Origin of the sequence: uncultured Phascolarctobacterium sp. (assembly GCF_934190775.1) — a bacterium.
Classification (GTDB): domain Bacteria; phylum Bacillota; class Negativicutes; order Acidaminococcales; family Acidaminococcaceae; genus Phascolarctobacterium_A.
The window spans coordinates 1-21330 of record NZ_CAKPTG010000003.1 but is presented as its reverse complement, the minus strand read 5'-3'; the positions used below and the strand labels follow the sequence as shown (position 1 = coordinate 21330).

Annotated in this window: 19 protein-coding genes and 3 tRNA genes; 2 read left to right on the top strand and 20 right to left on the bottom strand. The window is 43.7% G+C overall.

Going from position 1 to position 21330, the window contains the following annotated elements; translation table 11 throughout:
* Positions 1-303: 303 nt before the first annotated feature.
* Positions 304-1587, top strand: coding sequence for an IS110 family transposase (locus Q0G26_RS02125; RefSeq protein WP_293828135.1), 1284 nt, complete (start codon positions 304-306; stop codon positions 1585-1587).
* Positions 1588-1772: 185 nt separating this feature from the next.
* On the opposite strand, the gene Q0G26_RS02120 is transcribed toward Q0G26_RS02125, so the two are convergent.
* The 8 genes from Q0G26_RS02120 to Q0G26_RS02085 are packed head-to-tail and all read right to left on the bottom strand — an operon-like array spanning position 1773 to position 7725.
* Complete coding sequence (locus tag Q0G26_RS02120) at positions 1773-2228, bottom strand: hypothetical protein (protein WP_293828132.1); 456 nt, start codon at positions 2226-2228, stop codon at positions 1773-1775.
* Positions 2229-2248: 20 nt separating this feature from the next.
* Entirely contained in the window at positions 2249-2857 is a 609-nt protein-coding gene (locus Q0G26_RS02115) for a L,D-transpeptidase (protein ID WP_293828130.1), read from the bottom strand.
* Between the two features lie 14 nt (positions 2858-2871).
* Positions 2872-3588 (bottom strand): peptidoglycan recognition family protein, encoded by a 717-nt coding sequence (locus Q0G26_RS02110; RefSeq protein WP_293828128.1) that lies wholly within the window; start codon positions 3586-3588, stop codon positions 2872-2874.
* Between the two features lie 20 nt (positions 3589-3608).
* Positions 3609-4928, bottom strand: coding sequence for a hypothetical protein (locus Q0G26_RS02105; protein WP_293828126.1), 1320 nt, complete (start codon positions 4926-4928; stop codon positions 3609-3611).
* Positions 4929-4955: 27 nt separating this feature from the next.
* Positions 4956-5675 (bottom strand): lectin-like protein, encoded by a 720-nt coding sequence (locus Q0G26_RS02100; protein ID WP_293828124.1) that lies wholly within the window; start codon positions 5673-5675, stop codon positions 4956-4958.
* 11 nt (positions 5676-5686) lie between these two features.
* Positions 5687-7324: a hypothetical protein gene (locus Q0G26_RS02095; protein ID WP_293828122.1), complete on the bottom strand. Its 1638-nt coding sequence runs from the start codon at positions 7322-7324 to the stop codon at positions 5687-5689.
* A gap of 19 nt (positions 7325-7343) precedes the next feature.
* A complete protein-coding gene (locus tag Q0G26_RS02090; protein WP_293828119.1) occupies positions 7344-7586 on the bottom strand; it encodes a hypothetical protein in 243 nt (80 codons plus the stop codon).
* Complete coding sequence (locus Q0G26_RS02085) at positions 7561-7725, bottom strand: hypothetical protein (RefSeq protein WP_293828113.1); 165 nt, start codon at positions 7723-7725, stop codon at positions 7561-7563. Before Q0G26_RS02085 ends, Q0G26_RS02090 begins: the two co-directional genes overlap by 26 nt.
* A 386-nt stretch (positions 7726-8111) precedes the next feature.
* Between Q0G26_RS02085 and Q0G26_RS02080 the strand changes: the two genes are divergently transcribed.
* Complete coding sequence (locus Q0G26_RS02080) at positions 8112-9569, top strand: hypothetical protein (RefSeq protein ID WP_293828111.1); 1458 nt, start codon at positions 8112-8114, stop codon at positions 9567-9569.
* Positions 9570-9752: 183 nt separating this feature from the next.
* Here Q0G26_RS02080 and rd read toward each other — a convergent pair whose 3' ends face one another.
* The 12 genes from rd to Q0G26_RS02020 all read right to left on the bottom strand — a co-directional run bounded on the left by rd (position 9753) and on the right by Q0G26_RS02020 (position 20829).
* Positions 9753-9911: a rubredoxin gene (gene rd / locus Q0G26_RS02075; protein ID WP_009146201.1), complete on the bottom strand. Its 159-nt coding sequence runs from the start codon at positions 9909-9911 to the stop codon at positions 9753-9755.
* A 136-nt stretch (positions 9912-10047) separates the two neighbouring features.
* Positions 10048-11895, bottom strand: coding sequence for an excinuclease ABC subunit UvrC (gene uvrC, locus Q0G26_RS02070; protein ID WP_210684142.1), 1848 nt, complete (start codon positions 11893-11895; stop codon positions 10048-10050).
* Positions 11892-14741: an excinuclease ABC subunit UvrA gene (gene uvrA, locus Q0G26_RS02065; RefSeq protein ID WP_293828108.1), complete on the bottom strand. Its 2850-nt coding sequence runs from the start codon at positions 14739-14741 to the stop codon at positions 11892-11894. Before uvrA ends, uvrC begins: the two co-directional genes overlap by 4 nt.
* A gap of 213 nt (positions 14742-14954) precedes the next feature.
* Positions 14955-15143: a hypothetical protein gene (locus Q0G26_RS02060; protein ID WP_293828107.1), complete on the bottom strand. Its 189-nt coding sequence runs from the start codon at positions 15141-15143 to the stop codon at positions 14955-14957.
* A gap of 38 nt (positions 15144-15181) precedes the next feature.
* Complete coding sequence (locus tag Q0G26_RS02055) at positions 15182-15925, bottom strand: PD-(D/E)XK nuclease family transposase (protein WP_293828104.1); 744 nt, start codon at positions 15923-15925, stop codon at positions 15182-15184.
* Positions 15926-16142: 217 nt separating this feature from the next.
* Entirely contained in the window at positions 16143-16865 is a 723-nt protein-coding gene (locus Q0G26_RS02050; protein WP_293828102.1) for an amino acid racemase, read from the bottom strand.
* A gap of 166 nt (positions 16866-17031) precedes the next feature.
* Positions 17032-17406, bottom strand: coding sequence for a cell division protein SepF (locus Q0G26_RS02045; protein ID WP_293828100.1), 375 nt, complete (start codon positions 17404-17406; stop codon positions 17032-17034).
* A gap of 111 nt (positions 17407-17517) precedes the next feature.
* Positions 17518-19344: a translational GTPase TypA gene (typA, locus tag Q0G26_RS02040; RefSeq protein ID WP_293828098.1), complete on the bottom strand. Its 1827-nt coding sequence runs from the start codon at positions 19342-19344 to the stop codon at positions 17518-17520.
* Between the two features lie 265 nt (positions 19345-19609).
* Positions 19610-19683, bottom strand: a tRNA-Trp gene (locus tag Q0G26_RS02035).
* Between the two features lies 1 nt (position 19684).
* Positions 19685-19759 (bottom strand) — tRNA-Gly (locus Q0G26_RS02030).
* 2 nt (positions 19760-19761) lie between these two features.
* Positions 19762-19838, bottom strand: a tRNA-Asp gene (locus Q0G26_RS02025).
* Positions 19839-20016: 178 nt separating this feature from the next.
* Positions 20017-20829 carry a hypothetical protein gene (locus tag Q0G26_RS02020; protein WP_293828096.1) on the bottom strand — a complete coding sequence of 271 codons (813 nt, stop codon included), beginning with the start codon at positions 20827-20829 and terminating at the stop codon, positions 20017-20019.
* Positions 20830-21330: the final 501 nt, after the last annotated feature.

The window sequence follows — 21330 nt, the reverse complement described above, 5'->3', positions numbered from 1 at the left end:
TTTAACAACTTCATAAGGCTATCCCAACAGGCTATCCTGATGCTACAATATTCTTAATGAACTGTAACTAAGATACCGGCTGTCACCTCCTGCAAACCCTTAGCGGGTATTGCTTAAAAAGCTTGCCGCCTGACTCCTGGATCATTATCTGCTCACTCAGATGTTGCATCTCTGGGCGGAAGTTCTCCAGCAAGTATGCTTCCACAGATGAATGCTTATTATGCGAGATTGCAGTCAGTCCCTGAGATCAGGATTGCCCTTAACTACTCTTCCATCTTTAGCCGGAAAGGTGGTGTTTACTCTATGAAGAAGGCGGATCTTCAATCTACTTTGTTTGTCGGTATCGACATTAGCTCTCGCGAGAACGTTGTCTGCTTTTTAGACTTCTTCTCTACTACTGTCCTAAAGTCGTTCGCTGTCCCCAATAACCAGCCTGGTGCCGAACAGTTGGCTAATACCATTCTTGAATTCGTAGCAGCTAAGCATGACTTTACTAAAGTGTGCGTAGCACTGGAATCTACATCCTATTACGGTATCCACATCGCCAACTATCTCTCAGCTTGTTCTGAGCTTATGGCTCTTGGTATTGAGGTATACTGCTTAAACCACAAGATGATTGCTAATTACAAGAAATCTTTTCTTGGCAAAAGCAAGAACGACTATGTCGATGCTATGGTGATTGCCGACTTTGCCAGAGTCGGCAGGATACCTTCAAAGCCTTGGCGTGGTAGCCAGTTTTTGGCTCTACAACGCCTTACACGGCACAGGCTTCATCTATCTAAGTGCCTAGCCAGAGAAAAGACTTATATGTGCTCCAACATATTCCTGAAATTCAGTGAGTTCTCTATTCTAGATAACGAGAACAAGCCCTTTTCTAACAACTATGGTGCCACAGCTACCGCTGTGCTCACCGAGCTTCTTTCCACAGATGACATAGCAACTATGTCCATGGAAAACTTGGTTGATTTTATCTGTTCTAAAGGCAAGAACAGATTTACTGATCCAGAACGGACTGCGCAGCTTCTACAGAAGGCTGCACGCGATTCCTACCGTCTGGACAAGTGCCTATATGAGCCTCTAACTATTGCCATTGCCTCATCTTTCAATGTAATTCGCTCTTATGCTGCAGAGCTCAAAACCGTTAACACGGCTATTGAGCATACCGTTAGAGGACTGCATCCAGAAGCCTATACTGTCCTGCGTTCTATACCTGGAGTGGGTCCTGTATATGCGGCAGGGCTATTAGCTGAACTGGGCGCCATTGAAAACTTTAGCTCTGATGACGCATTAGCCAAATATGCTGGTCTCACGTGGCGTGAAACGCAATCTGGCAACTTTAGAGCTGATGATACGACAATGACCAAAGCGGGAAATAGTTACTTTAGATACTACCTACTCGAAGCTGTTGGCTCACTTATTAGGCATGATGCTGTTTATGCGGAGTTCTACCAAAAGAAATATGCTGAAGTAAAATTGCACCAACATAAACGTGCTTTAGTTTTAACTGCTCGCAAATTTGTCCGGTTGATTTTTGGATTGCTGGTCAAAAACCAACTTTACTCTCAAAGTGGAGTAAGCCGAACTTAATATTTGCTCGTTACAACTGCCTCTTTTTTGAAGATTAATCCGGCAGTCTTATTAAAGTTACCCTTTTTGAGGCCAGTTGCTTACATTTTTATCTTATTAGGGTCTTGACATATTACCAGATTGCTTAGTAAAATTAATGCTTTCCGTAAATTGTTTTCATATTTTTCTCACTTATTACCATAACTTTACCAATAAGACTTTACCTTATACGTTGCACTAACATACCAATACGGATTACCTTCCATTCTAGCATTTTTTAGCCTAGCATATTTTAGCCAAGTTCCATTTCCATCATATGAAACTTCAATATAATAATGCTTATCAGGCTTTAAATTAATTTTAACTGTTTTACTGCTCATGATACGAGAAAATCTCTGCTTGCCATCTGCACTTTTAATTTTAATATTAAACTTTGGATAAATAGTTTTACTTTTTTCTTTTCCAAATAGATTTAAATATTTTATTGTAACAGCATTGTTTACTAAAGTGATAGATTCTGCGCCAGTTCGTTTCCAATCTGCTTGCGTCTGCACATTGATAGTAGCTGTATTCATTCCCCCGCTTGTAGCAGCTTCTGCAAATCCATTAATCCCCATCGCAAAAAACGTTGCTAGCATAATTGACATTAATCTTCTCATCATAATTTTTCATCTCCTTGATTCTACTCTTCAATAACCACTTTCATACCAACTTTAGCAAAAGCTTTAAGCTTCTGAACATCATCATTCTTTAATCTTATACAACCTTCAGAAACTTTTTTACCAATCGAATCAGGATCATGAGTTCCGTGGATGCCTATACCTCCCCACTTACCTTTACTCAGCTCATTAGTATCTAAACTAATAAACCAAGGTCCATAAGCTCCTGCAATTTCTCCTTTCCCATCCTTAAAATCATGAGTCCAACTAGAGGCATCAATGATTTCATCAATCGGGAAAATGCCTGACGGAGTCTTCATGTCTCCTTCTTTTTCCTTTTGTCCGCTATTTTTTCCTAAAGCACACGGATAAACTGCTACTACCTTTCCCATATCATCAATAGCATAGACCTCGAATTTGCTTTTAACGATCAAAATGAAACTATTATCCATTTTGTACTTCTTTAATAAATTTTCATTAGTTTCATTTTTATCTCTCACTATTTCTGCCTTATTATCAGTATTGCCTCGTTGCGTATCATCATCTCGCCCATCCCCATGATTAGCCGAACACCCGCCAATAGAAATAATTGAAAACACCAGTATCAAAATATAAAGGACATACTTTTTCACGACCAACACTACTCCTAGTAAAATTTCAAATTTAAATTACTCAATCCCTGTTTTAATTTACCCATAAAAACAGGACCAGGATCAATTTTTTCCGCATAATAATCTGGTACTTTCTCTATAAACAATCCGCTACTTGCTGCTTCATGTTGTTGATAATGTCCCCACACATACTTAATTGTAGGATACTTTGCCTGTAAATAGCGGATAATAGCAATGTTAGCCTTCACCTGTGCTTCTGTCAAATCTTCTTTTCCATCAACGCCGCCAACATTTTCAATACCAATTGCACACCAATTATAACCTATTGCATGCCTATTTAACGCTGTCTCCGGCGTCAACTGATAAATAGTACCATCTCTATCAACCAAATAATGCGACGCAACATTTAACCGTCCACCGCCATCATCTGGCATTGTCTCACTATAAAAATACTGATAAACCGATTCAGCATCATTAGATACCGTCCAATGCGTAATTACAACTTGCGGAACAATACTAGTTATATCCTTTCCATAATGCATTTGCGCATATTCTTTTATAAGTTGTTCTCTTTGATCTGTCCATTTTATTGGTTTATGTACAACTTCCAACTTAGCTAATTCCCGCGTTGCTTGTTCATGAACGGCAGTCTTTAGAGCAACTTCTTTTTCAGTATTTTCTTCTGCTCCCAAACAACCTAAATTAGTCCAGCAAAGCAAAAGTAACAAAGATAATGTTAAATATTTACCCATCTACTAAGCCTCCAGCAATGTTACATATCTCTTTTCAGTTGAATAAAATCCTTATACACCCAACCTTCCGTACCACCTGGCAAACGTACCTTATACCAAGTATCACCATAAAGCTTTTTGACATTAACTTTATCAACATAGATTGTGCCACTGCCATTTTCTAAATTCAGCTGACACTGATAAGTTCCACCATTTTCACCAGTTATTGTCAAAGGCTGTCCCTTTGCTAGTCTTATATTCTGACCATTGAAGCCCACAACCACATTATCAGTATTAATCATACCAGCTCGCTCATCATCGCATGTCTGTACAGCAATAGCATCTAGTCCACTATTACGTTTCAATGTTTTTATCACAGAACTGTTAGTAGACGGTGCACTTCTTAAAAAAACATCGTCGCCCTTAACATAGGCCATTTGAGGTTTAAAATCACCTGTTTCAAAGTGCATATACTCGCTGTTTAATCTTTCATATTCATAATATCCTTCGCTACCACTTTTAAATCCAGCTTGATAATCCAATCCATTAACGCCTGCTTTAAGACCATCTACCAACCCGTTTATTCTTTTTTGTTCTGCTTGAAGAATTCTGATAAGCATTCTTCCCTTACGCGTATTTGCTTCACTGCTATTACGTAGCTCTGTTAAAGTATCTAATACTTTTTGCTCAACACGCATTGCACTGTTAAGAAGCTCTGTTTCCCCTTTTAAATTACCTTTTTTGTTTATGGTATCATTAATCAGCGCGGCTATGCTCGCAATACTACTATTATGCTTATCTTTAGCTGCTTCAATTTTAGGTATAATCGACTTTTGTTGAACAGGCGCAACAACTGTCGGCAGTGTTGTGGTATTCTTTAGGTAACTGGGTTGTATAAACACAAAATATACAGCTATTCCTAATACCAAAACGCTCAAAATCATACCAAAAATTATCATCATATTTTTGTTTGCTTGCAAAGTTATCACGTTGTTGTCCGGCTTACCTTCAACAGGTGGTTTGGACTTAGTAATCTTTTCAGGTGGTGTTTTTATTTCTGTACGTCTAGAAATAACAGTACCTTTATCGACAGTTTTTCCAGAAGCACTAGTTCCTTTAGCATCAGTTGAAGGAACATTAATTGCGTTAGCATTAGTTGAATTAGTATCGATTATATTAGCCACAACAGCTTTATAAGCACTTGTCAATTCTCCCAGTTCTTTTACAGCTGCAGCTCGTTCTTCAGAATCCAGAGACAGCATTTTTCCCTGCACTTCTTTTTTCTTAGACATAAAGGCATTTTTTGCTTCATCTTTTGTACAGTTTTCATTTAATCCAAGCAAATCATAATAATCTTGCATGTACACTCCACTCCTCTACACAGCAAATTAACCAGAAATCTCTTCCTCATAATCTGGTTCTTCATACGAGCTATTTCCCCACGATGGTTCATAATAACCGCCATCTGCTGGTTCTTCTTTTCTTACAACTTTCTCCTTATATTCTTGTGGCTTCACTTCTTTATCCCATTCAATTATAAATGCTGTAGTATTACTATTTTCTAATAAAGGCGAAAATGAACCAGCTTTCCATGTAGCATTTTTATATTTGCGATATAACATCGCATACCTTTCATTACTTTCTTCCTTTGTCGGTTGCCCAGAATGCCAATTGGTAAATTTAGGCTTCTGCCCATTAGGCAATACCCAATTGCCATTAAGATCTTCATCAGTCAAACCAAAGTATGCACTGTCGTATCCTTGCGAAACCATGAAATTATACAACATTCTGCTCTTTTCTTTAGAATCAATTATTGCCAAATGTCCACCCACACGATCTGCATATAATTCAGCTTTTTTATACCCAGAACGCAAATCAACAATTTGGTACATGCGATTATTTGCCAATATCGTCGGTTTAGATTCGCTAGGCTTAGTTTTATCTTTCTTTACTATTTTAGGTTTAGATGAGTGCCCTCCATTGGAAATGCCAACAGACCTTAATATTTTATTACCAAAATTTCCCCAATCAAATGCGTCAGCAGGCGTTGCACAAAAGCTGCTAGTTGTTAATGTCAAAACTAATAAAATACCACATATCTTTTTCATAATTTGCTCCTTCAATGCGTCCTTAATCTGAAATTATCTATACCAACAGGTACTACTTTATCATTTTCTAATTTGTAAACTACACCAAGCTCACCTTCACCATTGCCAATTCTACTCTCTTGAATACCATTTCTATTCTTTCTTGTATAATTAAATTTAAAATTAATTTTATAAATTCTATCTTTGAACGGATTATACAATCTATTATTGTACTGTTCATTGCTTGTAACTTCAGTAATATCCATAGAGTATATACCGCTCCCATCAGCTCTGTTGAAGAAACGCTTATATTTATCATACATGCTGCTCAACTTTGCTTCCGAAAAGCCTAATTGCAAATTCTCAAGGCTTTCATTTTTGACTGCTCCTTCTACAATTTTTCGCTGAATATCTTCAGATTGCTTCTCCATGTCCTGTAAAATATCTTTTTTTAAATGTGATTTCCAATAATATAAGACTGGAGATTTCGTACCGGGCGTTAAAATCAGCTTTGTTTCATAAGGATCGCAAAATGGTGCTTCTACCTTAATATTATGCTCACCATAAAAAAGGGGACAAATATAGTTATGGGTACCTCTGTTGGTACTGCTTGGTGATTTTAACAACACCCCATCAACATAAAGCTTGGCATTAACTTCTACTTCCATATTAACTGCTCTAATAATCTCATAACTTTCTCTAATAGTCTCATAACTATAGATTTTATAATTACCAAGTAGTTTATCCAAATAACTAACAGGAGCTTTCATTAATAAACTCCCCTCAACTTCACTGTTATCATTTAATCTCAATTTATATTTATAGGATTCTTGCCCTGCTTCTTGTACAAAGTTGATGTCAGCTATTCCTTTAGATAGCTCCACAACTAGGTTATCCTTATAGTCATTAGGATTTTTCTTCATGAACTCCATGCTCTTTATATAATTGTCTTTATTTATAAAATCATTATCATTCTCTTTTACATACAAATATCTATAAGCTGTACCATAATCTTGTTTGCCGAGAGCAGTTAAATACTTCTCTACTACTTTTTCCGGCGTATTAACATAATTTTTATAAGCGCCAATGCCACACACCATAATAATAAGTATTACCAAAATGCTAAAAATGTAGTTTTTATATTTTACAATTGTTGTAACTACACTATTCCCCTTGCCAATATCATCTCTGCCAATAGATTTTCTTAAATCTGCTCCACAATTTCCACAGAAATTCAAGCTAATATCATTTGCATACTTACATTTAGGGCAAATCTTAAAATTATCTTCAGGATGAATTCCCTCTTCTACCGTAGGAAGAACTGCAGATATTTCATCATCACTGTTCTCGCCGTCATTAATCTCTGTATTTTCTATTTGCGAAACATGCTCCACATTTACATTACCAGAAGCAGTCTTCTCTGGCGCATCATAAATTACGTTATTGCTTTCAGGTTCTTGAGCTTCATCTTTTTTACTATTGATTGAAGCTATAATTTCTTTATATGCTTTTGTTAATTCCTGCAATTGCTGTAGGGCTTCCTTGCGCTCGCCAGGTTCTTTAGATAAGAGCTTATTTTGCAATAGAGCTTTTTGGCTTAAAAATGCTTTTTTTACTTCATCTTTGCTACAAATCTCATCTATTCCTAATAAATCAAAATACTGTTTCATACTAATCATTACTCCTCGCTTAATAATGTTTTAACATTCCTTCTCGTTCTTCTAACAAGTTGTATATCCTAGTATATTTATCATTAACTTCTGCACGATCATAGCTTTCATCAGAAACCATTTTTTCTAATGAAAGCAATTCATTACAGATGAGAGTTTCTAATTCTGTAATATTATCACTGCCATACCCAAACTCTCCACAAGCTAAAAACCGCGCTTCTAAAGCCACCGCTTTTTTATAAAATGTCTTGCGCCTGACCATTTTTTACAAATATAGCTTCTTGTCCAGGTCCAACTATTAACTGCGAACCTAATATAATATCTTCCCTTTCCCATTTATAAATTAACCATGGTTCGTTGTTACGAGTACCATCAAATTTTATTCTATTCAATATTGGCATTAATATCACCCTCTCTACTAAATTGATATGAGAAATTTATTGATACACTAATAGTAGTCAAGTCGCAAGCTAAAACCATCCACTATACCCTCCAATGTATACCTCTAATACCCATTTTACCCCCCCCACTACACAATAGCGTTTCTACGAAGTACTTGTCTTTTGTTCCGCAAAGCATCGCCATATAGGGGTATCTCTTATCAATCCTCTTATATATCATTATAAAATTTCTATTATACTTTTAATTTTAACCAAATCGACATACATCTGACACATGTGACAACTTTTGTGACAGGCTTTTTGCATATTCAAGACTTTATTATTGTCACAAATTCGTCTATAATATAAATATTAATTGGTAAATGATTTGAGGAAGGGTTTTGCTTATGACATTATTTGCAGATACGCTCAAAAAGTATCTAGAAACCAAAAATACAACGATTTACACTATCTCAAAAATTAGCGGTGTAAACAGAACAATGATACAGCACATGAAGGTTGGTAAGCGTATGCCTGCGAATGTTGCAGACGTAACTGCTATTGCCAAAGCCATGATGCTCAACCCCAGTGAAACAGCAGATTTACTGCGTGCCTATCATATATCACATATGGGTGAGGAAAATTATTTCCGTCGGGAGCATGTCAGCAAAATCATCTCCGGCTTTTACGATATGAATTCTGCCGACGAGCTTGTGATCCCCACAGGTGTGCAGGATATGCTTGAAATGAATGAAGCTCTGAAAATAATCAACGGCCAGGGCAATATCAATCGCATTTTAAAAGCTCTTTTGGAGATTGAAGCCAATAAAAAATCAGGCCATATCAAACTCATGGTGCAGCCTGAATATCAGTATGTTTTCGATTGTCTTACTTCTATTGATTTTAACCGCAATAACACTCTTGTGGAAGCAATTATCGTTTTTGATAAAAATGAAGGACATAAAGGCACAACCTACAATCTGAATATCCTGCAAAAGCTTGTGCCGATTTTATTCCAATGCGAAGTTTTCCATCCTTACTATGTTTATGATAATGTTGATACACTGTTCAACAACACCAGCATGCTGCCGTTCAAGATTATCACCAGTGATTTCGTGCTGGCAGTGTCCTATGAACAGGATAAAGCTGTGCTTTGCAATTCGCAGGATATGGTAGCACTCACCGGTGACACCTTCCAAAAAAGCCTCAGTGTTGCCAATCCTATCTGCCACACCTTCCATCCTACGCCAGAGGAATATTTGCAGTCTACCTTCCTCAGCGATGAGGAAATCAACGCTGAAGAAGTGCATGAGCTTTTCTACCAGCCTTGCTTCCCCAGCTTCTGTCCGGAAAATATCCTCATGGACAGGTTGAACACTGAAATTATCCCGCCAGAAATGCAGGGAGTTATTGCCGATTACTTTGCCAAAATCCGCTCACAATACAGCTCTCACAGCATTTCCTTTACGCTTGAAGGCTTGAACCTCTTTATGGAAACAGGACGCGTAACCGAGATTCCTGATTTCATGTACACCTACCTGACGCCGCCGCAGCGCCTGGCGCTTTTAAAGAATATTATTAACAGTGTAGATGACGGCAGCTTCACGCCAAGGATTGTGCGCAGTGAAAAGCTCTCCGTGCCTTCGCCTATCTGCATTTGTGCACCGAGCGAGCAAAAGGTTATTATTTATTACTTCAGCCCCAATAAAGGACAGTATATCTTCCATCTGCAGGAATTAAGCCTGGTGCATGCATTCCATGATTTTCTGGTTTACCTGCCGGAAAGCAGCATGGTTTATTCTGAAGAGGAAAGCAAAGAGCTTCTCCATTCTGTCTACGAGAAATACAATAATATTTATAATTGATAAGTAACATCAACGAAGTTGTAACAAACCAACTTCACAAATAAAAAAATCGCTAGAATTAAGTATTTTTTAAATTTTTTGCACTAAAAAACCAGTGGAAATTTACCTGACGGTAAACCTCCACTGGTTTTTCTGTTTAAGGCTGGGAGAACCCCGGCCTCGTTTGCTATATCCTATGCAATTTTACATTTCCGAGAATTGATCCTTGCCTACACCGCAAAGAGGGCAAACCCATTCTTCCGGTACATCTTCCCAGGCAGTGCCTGCTGCAACGCCGTTATCGGGATCGCCAACCTCAGGATCATACACATAACCACAAACATCACATACCCATTTTGCCATAAGTTTCGTCCTCCTCTTGCCATAGCCTGCGCTTTTAAGAATAGCTAAGCGCCAGCTACATAATAATTATTATTTTTGACCTATAATTATTATAACATGTTCTGCGAGGATATTCTGCAAAATAGCTGTGAACCTTTTACTGCAGCGCCTGCTGCTTTTCCGGCAAATCCAGACGGAAGAAGTCGTACAGCGTCTGCGCCGCCGCGTGGTTCATGCCTTCTACCGCAGCCAGCTCTTCGACGCTGGCTGCCCGCATAGCGTCCAGCGTTTTGAACGCCTTCCACAGCTCCTGACGTCGCTTTGGCCCGATGCCCTCCACATGGTCGAGCACGGAAACAAGATTGCGTTTACCGCGCAGCTTGCGGTGGTAGGTAATAGCAAAGCGGTGCGCCTCATCGCGGATGCGCTGGATGAGGTGCAGCGCAGCGCCTTCACGGTCCAGCATAATGCTTTCGCTCTGATGCGGCTTGAAGATTTCCTCCTCGCGCTTGGCCAGGCCGACAACCGGCAAATCGTCAAGGCCCAGGCCGCGGATAACCTCCAGCGCCGAGCTCAGCTGGCCCTTGCCGCCGTCGATAACCACCAAGCTTGGCAAATCCTCATAATCCCGGTAACGGCGGTAGACAACCTCCTGCATGGATTTAAAATCATCAGGCTTGCCTTCTGCCGAGACAATTTTATATCTGCGGTAATCTTTTTTACTGCTGGTGCCGTTGCGGAACACAACCATGGAGGCAACAGTTTCGCTGCCCTGCGTATGGCTGATATCGAAGCAGTCCATGCGCTCTAAAGGATGCTCCAAGCCCAAGGCCTGCTGCAGCTCTTCAGCTGCCTGCAAATCATTTTTCAGCGACAGGCTGCCCTTGCGCAAGCGTTCGTTCAATAGCTTAACGGCATTTTCATTCGCCAGCTTCAGCAGGTCCTTTTTCACGCCACGCTGTGGCAGCAGCAGCTCCACCCGTCGCTGCGCCTTATCCGCCAGCCAGGTTTCAATAAGCTGCTTTTCTTCCTCCTCGGGCAAATACGGTAGCACCACTTCCTTGGGAATAAAGGTTGCCTCGTTATAATACTGCTTGACGAAGGCCGTCATAACCTCCTGCGGCGTATCGCCGCCGTCGGGCAAAAAGAAGTTATCCCTGCCGATGAGCTTGCCCTTACGCACGAAAAATAACTGCACGCACAGGCCCGTCATATCCTGCCCCAAGCCGAAGATATCCATATCACCGCCGTTATTGGTGACAGCCTTCTGTGCTTCATTCAGACGTGCTACAGCCTGCAGCTGGTCGCGCAGTCTGGCAGCCTCCTCAAAGGCGTAGTTATCCGCCGCCTCCTGCATCTGCTGCTTCAAATCACGTTCCAGCTCCGTCGTGCGTCCGTCCAGCACCATGCAGACGGATTTAATCATCTTATGATAATCCGCCTTGCTGATATAACCGGCGCAGGGCGCAAGGCAGCGCTTAATATGGTAGTTCAGGCACGGTCGGTCCGGGTTCATTTTGCGGCAGGTACGCAGCGGGAACATGCTGCGCAGCAGTTTTACCGTGGCATGCATAGCGCCGGCGTCGGCATACGGTCCGTAATAACGTGCGCCGTCACGCATGTGTCTGCGCGTTACATATAAACGCGGGAAGTCCTCCTGCATGGTTACCTTAAGATAGGGATAGGTTTTATCGTCCTTCAGGCTGATATTGTAGCGCGGGCGATATTTTTTGATTAAGTTACACTCCAAAATCAGCGCTTCCACCTCACTGGAGGTAACAATCGTTTCAATCTCCGCGATTTTCGCCACCATCGCCTTCACCTTCGGCGTATGGCTGGCCAGATTGCGGAAGTAGCTGCGCACGCGGTTTTTCAGCACTACGGCCTTGCCTACATAAATAACCTTACCGGAAGCATCGTGCATCAGGTAAACGCCGGGCTTTTCCGGCAGTACGGCCAAGGCATTTTTAATGTTATCGCTAAAGCCTGCGGCTAATTCTGTCATACGTACCACCCGTTCTTCTTCGCCTTAGCCAGCTCCTGCTTGATGTACTGTCCGGTGTAGGATTTTTTAACCTTCGCTACCTCCTCCGGCGTACCGCTTGCCACCAGAGTGCCACCCTTGTCACCGCCCTCGGGACCGAGGTCAATAATATAATCCGCTACCTTGATAACATCCAGATTATGCTCGATGACGATAACGCTGTCACCGCCTTCAACAAGACGCTGCAGCACATCCAGCAGCTTGTGTACATCCGCAATATGCAGGCCTGTCGTAGGCTCGTCCAGGATATACACTGTGCGTCCCGTACTGCGGCGCGAAAGCTCTGTTGCCAGCTTAACACGCTGCGCTTCGCCGCCGCTCAGCGTTGTCGCTGCCTGTCCCAGATGAATGTAGCCAAGGCCTACGTCCTCCAGCACTGCCAGCTTGCGGTAAATACGCGGCTGATTCTTAAAGAATTCGCAGGCCTCGCTCACCGTCATATCAAGAACCTCCGCGATGGATTTGCCCTTATAATGCACCTCCAGCGTATCGCGGTTGTAACGCGCGCCGTGGCAAACCTCGCAGGGAACGTAAACGTCCGGCAAAAAGTTCATTTCTATCTTATTCATGCCGTCGCCCTTGCAGGCCTCGCAGCGTCCTCCCTTTACGTTAAAGCTGAAGCGGCCTGCTTTATAACCGCGCAGCTTGGCCTCGTTGGTCTGGCTGAACAGCTCGCGGATAAAGTCAAAGACGCCTGTATAGGTTGCAGGATTGGAGCGCGGTGTGCGCCCGATTGGGGACTGGTCGATGTTGATGACCTTATCGGTATATTCTATGCCCTCGATGCTGTCATGCTCCGAAGCACGCAAACGCGCACCGTTGAGCTTGGCAGCCAGGGAGTTATAGAGAATATCATTTATCAGAGTTGATTTGCCGCTGCCGCTCACGCCTGTTACGACAGTAAAGACTCCGAGCGGAATGCTGACATCAATATTTTTGAGATTGTTGGCGCGGGCACCGTGAATCGTCAGCATCCTGCCATCGCACTCGCGGCGATGCTTAGGAACAGGGATAAATTTGCGGCCGCTAAGATAGGTACCGGTAACGGACTCCGGCACCTGCTCAATTTCTTCTACCGTACCCTGTGCCACCACTTCACCGCCATGCTCGCCTGCTCCCGGACCGATGTCGATAATCTGGTCGGCAGCATACATCGTTTCCTCATCATGCTCTACAACAATCAGCGTATTGCCCAAATCACGCAGATGCTTGAGTGTTTCCAGCAGCTTGCCGTTATCGCGCTGATGCAGACCGATGCTCGGTTCGTCCAGAATATACAGCACACCTGTCAGGCCGCTGCCTATCTGCGTTGCCAGACGGATGCGCTGCGCTTCGCCGCCGCTCAGCGTACCGGCGCTTCTGTCGAGCGTCAGGTAATCAAGACCTACGTCATTGAGGAACTGCAGACGCGCCATAATCTCCTTCAGCACCTGATGCGCAATTAGCTGCTGCTTCGGCGTCAGCTCCAGCTTTTTAAAGAACTGCAGACAGTCACGCACCGTCAGCGCTGTCACCTCGCAGATATTTTTACCACCGATAAGAATTGCCAGAGCCTCCGGCTTCAAGCGGCTGCCATGGCAGGCCGCGCAGGGAGTGCTCGTCATAAACTCCTCCAAATCCTGACGCATAGCATCACTGAAGGCTTCACGGTAACGACGGCGCAGCACGTTCAAAATGCCGTCAAAGGTTGTGTTGTGCTCCTTGACCTCACCCTGCAGATTTTCATACAGGAACTTAAACTTGCTCTCACCGGCACCGTCCCACAAAAGCTGCTGCATCTCGGGCGAAAGCTCATTCCATTTGCTGTCGTAGCTATAGCCATAAGCAGCAAGAACTGCTCCCAGCTGCTTCATAAAATAGGAATTCAGATTGTTGCTGAAGCAGGCAATGCACCTGTCCGCAAAGCTCTTGTCAGCGTCAGGCACAATCAAAGCCTTGTCAAACTCCATATGCATGCCAAGACCGGTACAATCAGGGCAGGCACCGAAGGGATTGTTAAAGGAAAACAGGCGCGGTTCAATCGCAGGCAGGCTGATGCCGCAGTCATTGCAGGCAAAGTGCTCGCTGAAAAACTGCGTTTCCGTTGTTTCGCCCAACGTTGCCACCTCGGCAAAGCCATCGGCCAGCTTCAGCGCCGTTTCCACGGAATCCGTCAGGCGCTGCCTGATGCCTTCACGCACCGCCAAGCGGTCGATGACCACCGACAGGCTGTGCTTTTTATTTTTCTCCAGGCGGATATCCTCATCCAGCGTACGCACCTCACCGTCGATAAACATACGCACATAGCCTGCACGCCGCATATCGTCGAGCACACGCATATGCTCACCCTTGCGCCCCCGCACCAGTGGTGCCATCACCATAAAACGGCTTCCCTGCGGCAGCTCCAGCACCTTGTCGACAATCTGCTGTACGCTCTGCTGCTCTATGATTTTACCGCACTGCGGGCAATGCGGTTCACCGGCGCGTGCGAAAAGCAGACGCAGATAATCGTAAATTTCCGTTACCGTACCTACGGTAGAACGCGGATTGCGGCTCGTGGTCTTCTGGTCGATGGAAATTGCCGGGCTCAGGCCTTCGATGTAGTCCACATCAGGCTTGTCCATCTGTCCCAAAAACTGGCGGGCGTAGGCCGAAAGTGATTCCACATAGCGGCGCTGGCCTTCGGCGTAAATTGTATCAAAGGCCAGGCTGCTTTTGCCGCTGCCACTGAGGCCTGTGATAACTACCATTTTATTGCGTGGTATTTCTACCGTTATATTTTTCAGGTTGTGCTGACGCGCACCCTTCACAATTAAAAATTCTTGCATATGTTTTACCTCTGTTAACAAAAGGCAGCAGCTGCTGCCAGCGATAGTATGTTTATATTATAGCACACTACTAGGATAAACGCAGTAAAAATGCTTTTCCGGAAAATTACGCTAAAGGTTAATTTTTACATTAGATTGCACTAAAAGCAAAACTCCCCGGCTTACAAATTAACTGCAAACCGAGGGCATTTTTCGTTTTAAATTATTATTGTTTCAGGCGCTGCGCTTGTCTGCCAGCTCTCTTACCTGTTCTTCTGTTATATCCAATATACTTGCTATCTCTTCTACCGACATTCCTTTAGCTGAAAGCTTTACTACAATTTTCTTATTATTTTCTCTTTCTGCTTCTGCAACAGCCTTTTGTGCTCTTTTCTCTGCATATTCTTCAATAATATCCCGCATGTCGGCTTCACGCTCCTTTGTGTTTTGCAAATAGCCGCTTAGGCACTGCGCTTGTCTGCCAGTTCTCTTACCTGTTCTTCTGTTATATCCAATATACTTGCTATCTCTTCCATCGACATTCCTTTGCCTAGAAGCTTTGCAACAACTTTCTTATCGTTTTCTGCAACAGCCTTTTGTGCTCTTTTCTCTGCGTATTGTTCAATAATATCCTGCATGTCAGCTTCACTCTCCTTTACATTTTTCAAATATCCGCATTTCGCAGCTAATTCACTATAATGCATCCTTGCGGGATCCTTACAGTAAAAATCCTGCATCAGCTTGCCTAATGGTGTATCATCCTGTACCTTACTGTTTACATAAACGATATGCGTACCATCGCCAAAATCAGCACCGTTTTGCTTAATCACTCTATCAATATCGTATAATGGCAGATTACCTTGAAGCACATCATTTTCAGTGATAAAAATTACATAGGTAACCGGTAACTGTTCGTATGGCTTACCGGCCTTCAGCAAATTACTGTCCAGCAAGCTGCTGTAAAAGCGTGCTCTTTTTGCTGGCGCACCTTCATCACTACGTTGAACCTCAACATTGAAGTATACTCCAGCCTCATCCTGTGCTAGAATATCCATTTGTGCCGAATGTCCATAAAGATTTTGGATAAAATTCTGCACCTTAACTTCTTTCACTTTGATTTTATCATTTTTCAAAATAATGCGCAATAACAATTCTGCTGCAGGAATATTGTTTTCAAAAACCTTATTCATAAACTTATTATTCATTAAGCACAACTCCTGAACAATTTGCTGCACTTCGGTAAGCTCCTGTGTTTGCACCTTATCAGCTCCTCATCTTTGTAATTTTCAGATTTTTTTACTTATTAGATTATAAAGCATCAACATCCGCTAGTCAAGTTATTTTCTGAAAATTATGTGTAATTTATCGCAGTAAAATAAAAACCACCTCAGCCTCACGCCAAGGTGGTTCAGCGAACAAATATTATTTTACTTCTTCATAAAGAGCACGCACGCAGGCATCTGCCAGCGCACCGATGCTGGAAACGCTGCGCTCCTGCGGCAGTCCGGAAGCATCATAGCCAAGCGGCAGCTCAGTGCAGGCAGTCATTACAGGGATATCACGCTCAGCCCACAGCTCCTCTACAAGCTCCTTCATAATAGCACCGGCCTTTGCCAGCTGGTTAGCCTTAACGCAGTTGATAACCTCCTGAGATTTATCGCTCTGCTCCTCATTCGGAATGTACAGCGTCAGACCACGCTTTTCAGCATATTTCTGATACAGTCCGCAAGCACGCGTGCCTTTAGTAGACAGCATCCAGGCACCCTTTTCCGGAGACAGCTCTTTGGCAGCCTTAACGGTTTCGTCAACGATATGCAGCAGCGGTACCGGCAATTCATCAGCAAATTGGTCGATAAAGAAATGTGCGGTATTGCAGGGAACAGCAAGTACATCCGCACCCATATCGCACAGCTGCAGTAAATCAGCCTTCAGCTTCGGCAGCGGGGATTCACCCTTGCCGAAAATTGCTGTGCCGCGGTCCGGGATATCGCAGTCACCAATCATATACACTACCGGGTGCTCCTGGTCGCAGCTTGCCGGGCATCTCATAGTAAACTGACGCAAGAACTCTGCAGCAGCTGCAGGGCCAAGGCCACCGACAACACCTAATTTTTTACCATTCTTCTTCATTTTCATTTCGCTCATATATACCTCTTCTTTCCTGTTTAGCTTCACTGATAGGATTAATAAAGTTCTTTTAATTTTAGCACACCAAGCTGGTATTTGCAAATATTGCCAGGCCCTGCAGATAGACAAAAAGCCGCTGCCAGCCACCCCTCAGAGTGACAAGCAACGGCTAACTTTTTAATTTTTATTTACTAAGCCAGGAACGTACACTGGAAGAAGCTCTTGTCTCTTCCTTGCTAACCTGTACCTGTTCAGGCGCATAAAGCAGCAAATCATCATTAATTTTTTTCACATCGGCATTTACAATGTAGCTTACGCCGTTCAGATAATCAAAAATGCGATATCTGAGCGCTTCGTCAACTGCATCGAAGCATACCATAATTGCGCTGCCGTTCATCAGAGAATCTGCATACTCACGCACATCCGCAAATGATTTCGGCGTACGCACCATAATATTCAAATGACCGGATTTCAGCAGACGCGGACGGGCATATACCTCCTGCTGCTCTTCCTGTTCATCTGACCAAAAGAATTTCATTGCTGTATTTTTTAAACCCATGGCCATCAGCCTCCAAACCAAAACAGTTATTTAGACTATTATTCGCTGCCTATAGGCAAAAGTCCTGCTTAGTAATCTAATTGTAGCAAATTTTCAACAGGTTGTCAAAAATTATGCCTGAACATTCTTCATACGGCCACGCAGCTTGCCGCGTTCCAGACGGTCCAGAACCTTCTTACGCATACGGATGCTCTTCGGAGTTACCTCAACCAGCTCATCATCGTTGATGTGCTCCAGAGCCTGCTCCAGAGAGAAGGTCTGAGGAGGAATCAGGCGGATAGCGTCATCACTGCCGGAAGCACGCATGTTGCTGACATGTTTCTTCTTGCAGGGGTTAACGTCCATGTCGTCTTCACGGCTGTTTTCGCCAACCAGCTGGCCTTCGTAAATCTTTTCTGCAGGAACTACGAACATGGTGCCGCGCTCCTGAGCATTTCCGATACCATAGGAGGTGGTTTCGCCAGTTTCAAAAGCAACCAGGCTGCCACGGGTACGGCCGGGGATTTCACCCTTATATTCTTCGTAACCGGCAAATACGTGGTTCATAATGCCGTTACCTTTAGTATCAGTGAGGAACTGGTTACGGAAGCCGATCAGGCCACGAGCCGGAATCTTGAATTCCATACGCAGATAGCCGGCCATTTCGGTCATGTTCTGCAGCTCAGCCTTACGCAGGCCCAGGCCTTCCATTACAGCACCCATGAAGTCCTGCGGTACGTCGATGGTCAATGCTTCCATAGGCTCCATCAGCTTGCCGTTTTCATCGCGGTGCATAATAACCTTAGGTTTACCAACCTGCAGCTCAAAGCCTTCACGACGCATGGTTTCAATCAAAATAGACAGATGCAGCTCGCCACGACCAGCAACCTCATAAGCATCCGGGCTGTCGGTTTCTTTAACACGCATGGAAACGTTGGTCTTAACCTCTTTGAACAGACGATCACGCAGGTGACGGCTGGTAACGAATTCGCCTTCACGACCGGCAAACGGGCTGTTGTTAACGTAGAAGAGCATGGACAGAGTAGGTTCGTCAATCTTGATGCCCTTCAGAGCTTCCGGATTTTCGCTGTCAGCGATGGTGTCGCCGATGTTAGCGTCCTGCAGACCGATCAGCGCAACGATATCACCTGCTTCAACCTCAGGCACTTCTACACGCTTCAGGCCCTGGTAGGTGTACAGACGGCCGATTTTGCCGTTGCGGTTGCCTGCTTCGTCCATCAGGGTAATGTTTTCGCCGTTGTGGATGGTACCGCGAACTACACGGCCTACAACAATACGGCCTACATAATCATCATAATCCAAGGTGTTAACCAGCATCTGCAGCGGTGCGTTAACGTCAACGTCCGGAGCAGGAATGTTTTCCAGAATTACTTTGAACAAAGGCTCCAGAGAATCGCTTTCCTCGTCCATGGACAGCTTGGCAATACCGTTACGGGCGGAAGCCAGAACAACCGGGAACTCCAGCTGATCTTCATCTGCGTCCAGCTCAATGAACAGGTCCAGAACCTCGTCAATAACTTCATCAACACGTTGGTCAGGACGGTCAATCTTGTTGATGACAACAATCGGTTTCAGGTGTTGCTCCAATGCTTTACGCAGTACGTATTTGGTCTGCGGCATCGGGCCTTCATAAGCATCAACCAGCAGCAGTACGCCATCAACCATGGTCAGTACGCGTTCAACCTCGCCGCCGAAGTCAGCATGGCCCGGGGTGTCCAGAATGTTGATTTTTACGCCATTGTGCATTACAGCGGTGTTTTTAGACAGAATGGTGATACCACGTTCACGTTCCAATGCGTTGGAGTCCATAACGCGTTCTTCCACGCGCTCGTTAGCACGGAAAACGCCGCTTTGCTTCAGCATAGCATCAACCAGGGTAGTCTTGCCATGGTCAACGTGGGCAATAATTGCTATATTACGAATATCGTTTCTAATCATTATTCCTTTTCTCTCCTTCATAAAAGACAAGAAAAAGGATGCTTGTCAAGTGCATCCTTTCACAGTATTACTAAACTATTTTATTATATGCTTTTTCAGTCATACTGTCAATAAAATTGTCTTGAAAGTTACAGAAAAGCTTGTAAGATGCAAGGTAAAGGGGTTAGCGTCGAAGCTTTGCATAAACTATTTGCTAATAAAGTAGTATCTTGCTAAACGCAGGCACAAAAAAACCTGAGAGCGAACTCTCAGGCTACTTTAACTATGGCAGGGGCACTAGGACTCGAACCCAGATCGACGGTTTTGGAGACCGTTGCTCTACCATTGAACTATGCCCCTATGGAGCGGAAAACGAGATTCGAACTCGCGACCCCCTCCTTGGCAAGGAGGTGCTCTACCACTGAGCTATTTCCGCATTGGCGACCCGGATGGGACTCGAACCCACGACCTCCGCCGTGACAGGGCGGCATTCTAACCAACTGAACCACCGGGCCAATGTCAGGTGTCTGACAGGTATATATATTACCATATGTTTAGCGTTTTGGCAAGTGTTTTTTTGCAATTTTTCAAGAAAGATTTTCCAGCTGCCAACGCAGGTCTTTGAAGCAAAAAAGTGTTGGCAGTCTTAACCTGAATCAGGTCAAAACCCCAACACTTATTTTAGAGAATCAATTATGCTTCGTATTCAGCTAACTTGGCAGCAGCTTCCGGGCAGCCTTTGGCAGCAGCCAGTTCAAAGTAGGTTTTGGAGCAGATCTTGTGGCCCATTGCCAGATATTGCTCGCCCAGCTTGTACATGTCTGCAGCGTATTCCATGTCCTTCAGTTTAGCAGCAGCCTTCGGGCAGCCTTTGGCAGCAGCTAATTCAAAGTAAGTTTTGGAGCAGATTTTGTGGCCCATGCCCAGGTATTGCTCGCCCAGCTTGTACATATCTTCTGCGTATTCCATGTCCTTCAGTTTAGCAGCAGCTTTCGGGCAACCTTTCGCAGCAGCCAATTCAAAGTAGGTCTTGGAGCAGATGCAATGGCCCATTGCCAGGTAATGCTCGCCCAGACCGTACATGTCTTGTGCATATTCCATGTCCTTCAGCTGTGCGATTGCTTCTTCAGAGCCTTTGGCAGCAGCCAGCTCCAGGTAGGTTTTGCCGCTGATGCAGTGGCCCATGCCCAAATATTGTTTAGCAAGCATCAGGCAGCCTGCAACATATTCTTTTTCTTTAGCTTCGGCAGCAGCGATTTCTTCGTCGGTAACGCCGGCTTTTTCTTTGAACCATGCCATGATGGTGTCCATGTCTTCAGCCTTGTGCAGTACGCTTCTGAATTTATAGTCAATCACTTTGGTAGTGTACAGGTATTCAACACCCAAATCCAAGTCAAAATAATCCAATCCGAAAAATGTCAAAATGCCATCAATAACAACCTCTGCATTAGCAGGATCCTTCGCCAGCTTAGCAATTTGTAAGTATTTTTCAGCTACAGTCGTCATTTACAAAACCTCTCTTTTTTCATTCTTTTGTAAGAATAATCAATTTTTGGTTCCTTAGGAACCAATATAATCATATCACGATTGAAATTAATTATCAACTATTATATGGGAAATAGTGGGAGAAAGAGGGTGAAGTGACACTTTTCCTGCGCTGTGCAGGAAACACCCTCGGCAAATGCTGCGCTAATTTTTCGATAACTTTAATTTTGTTTGCAAATACGTTTTCATATATTAAATATAGGTGCTGTAATGCGCATAATATAGGCTGATTTGCAAAAAGTGCTTGTCAAATGCTGTTCGATATGTTATAGTAAATTTATCACAGGAGGCAAACGGTTTGCCAAAATGCTGGAAGGCTTGCGCCAGGCGCGTTTTGCTTTTAGCGGAGGCGTAAAAGTACCGCTCTTGTGAGCAATTTTGCTGTTTTTGCTATGAACAGTTTTTTGATTTTCCATTGTAGGGCTTTAAGCCCGCTCTGTGAGCCGTGTGCGAGCCACAGGG

Bases quoted from the DNA above. Each gene is read 5' to 3' on its own strand.
- Q0G26_RS02100 (WP_293828124.1), bottom strand. From the start codon at position 5,675: ATGAAAAAGATATGTGGTATTTTATTAGTTTTGACATTAACAACTAGC.
- Q0G26_RS02105 (WP_293828126.1), bottom strand. From the start codon at position 4,928: ATGCAAGATTATTATGATTTGCTTGGATTAAATGAAAACTGTACAAAA.
- Q0G26_RS02125 (WP_293828135.1), top strand. From the start codon at position 304: ATGAAGAAGGCGGATCTTCAATCTACTTTGTTTGTCGGTATCGACATT.
- rd (WP_009146201.1), bottom strand. From the start codon at position 9,911: ATGGCAAAATGGGTATGTGATGTTTGTGGTTATGTGTATGATCCTGAG.
- Q0G26_RS02085 (WP_293828113.1), bottom strand. From the start codon at position 7,725: ATGCCAATATTGAATAGAATAAAATTTGATGGTACTCGTAACAACGAA.
- Q0G26_RS02045 (WP_293828100.1), bottom strand. From the start codon at position 17,406: ATGGGTTTAAAAAATACAGCAATGAAATTCTTTTGGTCAGATGAACAG.
- Q0G26_RS02090 (WP_293828119.1), bottom strand. From the start codon at position 7,586: ATGGTCAGGCGCAAGACATTTTATAAAAAAGCGGTGGCTTTAGAAGCG.
- Q0G26_RS02095 (WP_293828122.1), bottom strand. From the start codon at position 7,324: ATGAAACAGTATTTTGATTTATTAGGAATAGATGAGATTTGTAGCAAA.
- uvrC (WP_210684142.1), bottom strand. From the start codon at position 11,895: ATGACAGAATTAGCCGCAGGCTTTAGCGATAACATTAAAAATGCCTTG.
- uvrA (WP_293828108.1), bottom strand. From the start codon at position 14,741: ATGCAAGAATTTTTAATTGTGAAGGGTGCGCGTCAGCACAACCTGAAA.
- Q0G26_RS02110 (WP_293828128.1), bottom strand. From the start codon at position 3,588: ATGGGTAAATATTTAACATTATCTTTGTTACTTTTGCTTTGCTGGACT.
- Q0G26_RS02020 (WP_293828096.1), bottom strand. From the start codon at position 20,829: ATGACGACTGTAGCTGAAAAATACTTACAAATTGCTAAGCTGGCGAAG.
- Q0G26_RS02050 (WP_293828102.1), bottom strand. From the start codon at position 16,865: ATGAGCGAAATGAAAATGAAGAAGAATGGTAAAAAATTAGGTGTTGTC.
- Q0G26_RS02080 (WP_293828111.1), top strand. From the start codon at position 8,112: ATGACATTATTTGCAGATACGCTCAAAAAGTATCTAGAAACCAAAAAT.
- Q0G26_RS02120 (WP_293828132.1), bottom strand. From the start codon at position 2,228: ATGATGAGAAGATTAATGTCAATTATGCTAGCAACGTTTTTTGCGATG.
- Q0G26_RS02055 (WP_293828104.1), bottom strand. From the start codon at position 15,925: ATGAATAATAAGTTTATGAATAAGGTTTTTGAAAACAATATTCCTGCA.
- typA (WP_293828098.1), bottom strand. From the start codon at position 19,344: ATGATTAGAAACGATATTCGTAATATAGCAATTATTGCCCACGTTGAC.
- Q0G26_RS02060 (WP_293828107.1), bottom strand. From the start codon at position 15,143: ATGCGGGATATTATTGAAGAATATGCAGAGAAAAGAGCACAAAAGGCT.